Origin of the sequence: Pseudomonas sp. GM60, assembly GCF_000282415.1 — a bacterium.
Classification (GTDB): domain Bacteria; phylum Pseudomonadota; class Gammaproteobacteria; order Pseudomonadales; family Pseudomonadaceae; genus Aquipseudomonas; species Aquipseudomonas migulae.
Genome location: NZ_AKJI01000151.1, coordinates 1 through 4874 on the forward strand (window position 1 = coordinate 1; position 4874 = coordinate 4874).

Annotated in this window: 3 protein-coding genes; 2 read left to right on the forward strand and 1 reads right to left on the reverse strand. The window is 61.2% G+C overall.

Annotated features, from left to right (window positions below; translation table 11 throughout):
* Window positions 1-398: 398 nt before the first annotated feature.
* Window positions 399-2057 (forward strand): tetratricopeptide repeat protein, encoded by a 1659-nt coding sequence (locus PMI32_RS02400; protein ID WP_008034742.1) that lies wholly within the window; start codon window positions 399-401, stop codon window positions 2055-2057.
* A gap of 33 nt (window positions 2058-2090) precedes the next feature.
* Here PMI32_RS02400 and PMI32_RS02395 read toward each other — a convergent pair whose 3' ends face one another.
* Window positions 2091-2855, reverse strand: coding sequence for an alpha/beta fold hydrolase (locus tag PMI32_RS02395; RefSeq protein ID WP_008034745.1), 765 nt, complete (start codon window positions 2853-2855; stop codon window positions 2091-2093).
* Window positions 2856-3071: 216 nt separating this feature from the next.
* On the opposite strand from PMI32_RS02395, the gene PMI32_RS02390 reads away from it, so the two are divergent.
* The gene (locus PMI32_RS02390; RefSeq protein ID WP_008034747.1) at window positions 3072-4748 is read left to right on the forward strand and encodes an MFS transporter; all 1677 of its coding nucleotides are present in this window, start codon (window positions 3072-3074) and stop codon (window positions 4746-4748) included.
* The last annotated feature ends 126 nt before the right edge of the window (window positions 4749-4874 follow it).

A 4874-nucleotide genomic window follows, 5' to 3' on the forward strand; every position in this document is an offset into this window, starting at 1 on the left:
ATTTTTATGAGAACTTCATTGAGTTGATGGTGACTATCGACGTCGGCAATGGTTTGCCAATGATGCGAAAGGGCGTCTGGGCGCATGCCTGCTCAGTACCGCATCCCCTTGTAGGAGCCGGCTTGCTGCGGGCGGCGTTCCGACGATGGTGTGTCAGCTAAAGAATTGTCGACTGACACTCCATCGTCGGAACGCCGCCCGCAGCAAGCCGGCTCCTAAAGGGGCTCGGGTGAGCGGAATATCCGGGAAAACCCATGGCGCCAGCCTGTCGTCGGCTGCACCGCCCGGCTGGAGCAGCCGGGGTATGCTGGATCTCCCGAACTATCGACGGTCTCCGGCAAGTCAGGCCGTGAGGCATTTCCTGCGAGGTTCCAGGCTCTGATCGAGAGGGTAAACCGATGCACGACTATTACGATTTGGGTACCTACAGCCGCCCCGTAACGACTCATTCGCCACAGGCTCAGCTTTGGTTCGACCGCGGATTATTGTGGTGCTACGGCTACAACCACGATGAATCCATCCGCTGTTTCCGCAAGGCGATCGAACACGACCACGATTGCGCGATGGCCTACTGGGGAATCGCCTATGCCAGCGGCCCCAACTACAACAAGCGCTGGGACGCGTTTATCGAACAGGAGTTGAAAGACGCCGTCGCCCAGGCCCGACTGGCGACGCGTACTGCGCTGGCGCATTGCGACGGTGCCAAACCGGTGGAACAAGCGCTGATCCGGGCGCTTGAGCAACGCTATCAGTCCGACGCTGCCGACAGTGTTGAACAACTATTCACCTGGAACGATGCCTACGCGGTGTCGATGCGCGATGTCTATAAAGCCTTTCCCGACGATCCCGATGTGGCGGCGCTGTTTGCCGAAGCCTTGATTGACCGCACACCCTGGCTGCTGTGGGATCTGAAAACCGGTGAACCCGCGCCGGGCGCCGACACCCTCGAAGCGCTGGCTGTGCTGGAGCAGGCGCTGGGCGGTGCGCCGCACCCCGGCGTGCTGCACATGTACGTCCACACCCTGGAAATGTCACCCCATCCCGAACGAGCGTTGCGCGCCGCCGATGTTCTGCGCGACCTGGTGCCGGACGCCGGGCACCTGCGCCACATGCCGTCGCACATCGACGTGCTCTGCGGCGATTACCGTGGGGCCATGAACACCAATAGCCAAGCGATCCTGGCCGACCGCAAATTCCTGGAGCGGGAAGGGCCGCTTAACTTCTACACCCTGTATCGATGCCACAACTACCATTTCAAACTCTACTCGGCGATGTTCCTCGGGCAATACCAACCGGCGCTGGACGCCGCCATCGAGCTGATGTCGACCATCAAGGAAGAACTGCTGCGCGTCGAGCAACCGCCCATGGCCGACTGGCTGGAAAGCTTCGTGTCAATGAAGGTGCATGTGCAGATCCGCTTCGGCAAATGGCAGGACATCCTCGCCACTCCATTGCCCAATGACCAGGAACTGTACTGCGTGACCACCGCGATGCTGCATTACGCCAGAGGCGTGGCGCACGCGGCCAACGGGCATATCGCCGCCGCGCAAGCCGAACAACGGCTGTTCATCAATGCGCTGACCCGCGTGCCGCCAACGCGTTACCTCTTCAACAATCAATGCACCGACATCCTGGCGGTGGCCGGCGCCATGCTGCACGGGGAAATCGAGTACCGCAAAGGCAACTACGACAGCGCGTTCGCTCACCTGCGCGAGGCGCAGTCACTGGACGACAACTTGCCGTACGACGAGCCTTGGGGCTGGATGCAACCGGTGCGACACGCGCTGGGTGCGCTGCTACTGGAGCAGGGGCGGGTGGAAGAAGCCTTGCAGGCCTACCGGGCCGATCTGGGGCTGGACGACACGCTCAGCCGTGCGTCCTGGCATCTGGACAATGTCTGGAGCCTCCACGGTTATGTGGAATGCCTGAAACGCTTGGGGCGGGACGCCGAAGCCGCGGCGGCGCGAACCCGCCTTGACCTGGCCATGGCGCGGGCCGATGTGGAAATCACCGCCTCCTGTTTTTGCCGTGTCGGGGCGCGCTGCTGTCAGGGCTGAGCCCTCTGAAAACGGGCGTCACGACGCCCGTTTTCAGGCATCGAGAAACGCGTCGATCATTGGTACCAGCCATTCGGTGCGCGTGGTCACCTGCATGTGATCGGTACCGGGGAGCACGGCAAGCTGCGCGTGTGCCAGGTACCGGAACATCTGCACGGCATGTTCAGGGCGGATGACGTCGGCGTCGCCGACCACCACCAATGTCGGCGCGGTGATGCGGCGGATATCGTCGTCGGGGATGTCCTTGAAATCACGCATGCGCCGGGCTGCCTTGTCATGCATCAGCCGCAGATTGCCGGGCTGCGGCGCGACCTTGAGGTACGCCTCCTGCAGTTCCGGCGGCATGTTCTCCAGCGTGGCGTTGGCCATCGCTTCCCAGAGCCACGGATAGGCACCGTCGCGATTGACCAGCGCCGACGCCGCCACGATCTTGCGCACGACGTCCGGATGCCTGATCGCCACCTGCAAGGCGATGGTGCCGCCATTGCTGAAACCGAACAGGTCCGCTCGCCCGATGTGCAGATACGCGAGCAGTGCCGCCGTGTCGTCCGCGGATTGCTCGAAGCTGAACGGACGGTCGACGATGTCCGCTGTGTGCCCATAACCCTGTTGTTCAATGGCAATGACCTGACGCTCAGCCGCCAGCACCGGCAGGATCTGACCGAATGAGGTTTCAAGGGTGTCGCCGCCGCCATGCAGCAGGACGAGGGGCGGTCGCGTGGGGTGCGCTGCGCCGTGAATCTCGAAATAGATCCGCAGGCCGTTGACGGGGGCGTAGCCGGTTTTGCGCTGATTCATGGCGGGTTCTCCGCGTATTTGAGGGTTTGCAGGCTGGCGAGTGGATATCTGCACGAAGGTGATTATGCTTCATGAAACCTTGCAGTGATGTGAGGCGGTCAGCCTGTTGCCAGGCTTTGTGCATTCCGTAGTCCGATGACTTCAGCCCCAGGGCCTGGGTGCGACGATGCTAGTGAGGTGCTCCGGCCTACAACAAGAGCAAGACGGAGAAGACTCATGGCCGTAATCGACACCACCACCACGGGCAACGTGCCCAACCACGGGATCACCAGGGAGGAGCGCAAGGTCATCTTCGCCTCGTCCCTGGGCACCGTGTTCGAATGGTACGACTTCTACCTTTACGGCTCGCTCGCCGCGATCATCGCCAAGCACTTCTTTGCCGGCGTCAACGAGACAACCGCCTTCATCTTCGCGCTGCTCGCGTTCGCTGCGGGGTTTGCCGTGCGGCCTTTCGGCGCGATTGTGTTTGGGCGACTGGGCGACATGATCGGACGCAAGCACACCTTCCTGATCACCATTGTCATTATGGGTATCTCCACCGCCATCGTCGGGTTTCTGCCCGGCTACGCGACCATCGGCGTCGCGGCGCCGATCATCCTGATCACCTTGCGACTGTTGCAAGGCCTGGCGTTGGGCGGTGAGTATGGCGGGGCGGCGACCTACGTCGCGGAGCATGCGCCGAAGGGCAAGCGCGGCTATTTCACTTCGTGGATTCAAACCACCGCGACCCTGGGTCTGTTCCTGTCGCTGTTGGTGATCCTCGCTTGCCGCACCGTTCTCGGTACGGAAGCGTTCGAGGCCTGGGGCTGGCGGATTCCGTTCCTGCTGTCGATCCTGCTGCTGATCATCTCGGTGTACATCCGCCTGCAACTCAGCGAATCGCCGGTGTTCCTGAAAATGAAGGCCGAGGGCAAGTCGTCCAAAGCGCCGCTGACCGAATCCTTCGCCCGTTGGGAAAACCTCAAAATTGTGATCATGGCGCTGCTCGGTGGTACTGCCGGCCAGGCTGTTGTCTGGTACACCGGACAGTTCTATGCGCTGTTCTTCCTCCTGCAAATGCTCAAGATCGAACCGCAGACCGCCAACCTGCTGATCGCCGGTTCGCTGCTGATCGGCACGCCGTTCTTCGTGATATTCGGCAGCCTGTCCGACCGCATCGGCCGCAAGGGCATCATCATGGCCGGTTGTATTCTGGCGGCGGTGACTTACTTCCCGATCTTCCATGCGTTGACCCAGTACGGTAACCCCGACGTGTTCGCGGCACAGGCGAAAAACCCGGTCACGGTGGTCGCTGATCCAGACCAGTGTTCGTTCCAGTTCGACCCGGTGGGCAAAGCCAAATTCACCAGTTCCTGTGACCTTGCCAAGACGGTACTGGCGAAGAAAGCCATCCCCTACATCAACGAAAAAGCCGAGCCGGGCACCGTTGCGCAGGTTCGCATTGGCGGCAAAGTGGTCGAGAGTTTCGAGGGCACCGGCATGCCGGCCGCCGACTTCAAGACCCGCAACGATGCCTTCGTCGCCACCCTTGGCACCTCGCTCAAGGACGCCGGTTACCCTGAGAAGGCGGATCCGGCGAAGACCAATTACCCGATGGTGTTGCTGCTGCTGACCATCCTGGTGATCTACGTGACCATGGTCTATGGCCCGATCGCGGCGTGGCTGGTGGAACTGTTCCCGGCGCGTATCCGCTATACCTCGATGTCGTTGCCGTACCACATTGGCAATGGCTGGTTTGGCGGCTTCCTGCCGACGGTTGCGTTCGCCATGGTCGCGGCCACGGGGGATATCTACTACGGGCTTTGGTATCCGATCGTGATTGCGGTGATGACGGCTATTCTTGGGACGTTCTTTTTGCCGGAAACCAAGGATCGGGAGATTCATCACACCTAGGGTTGGGAGGGTTTTTGGGATTGGGTGGGGGCATATCCGTTGCTGCGGTGATGGCTGCTTATGGTTTCGCCCTTACGGCGAGTCACTTTGGAAAAGCCCCAAAGTAACCAAAGGGCTCTTGCCCCT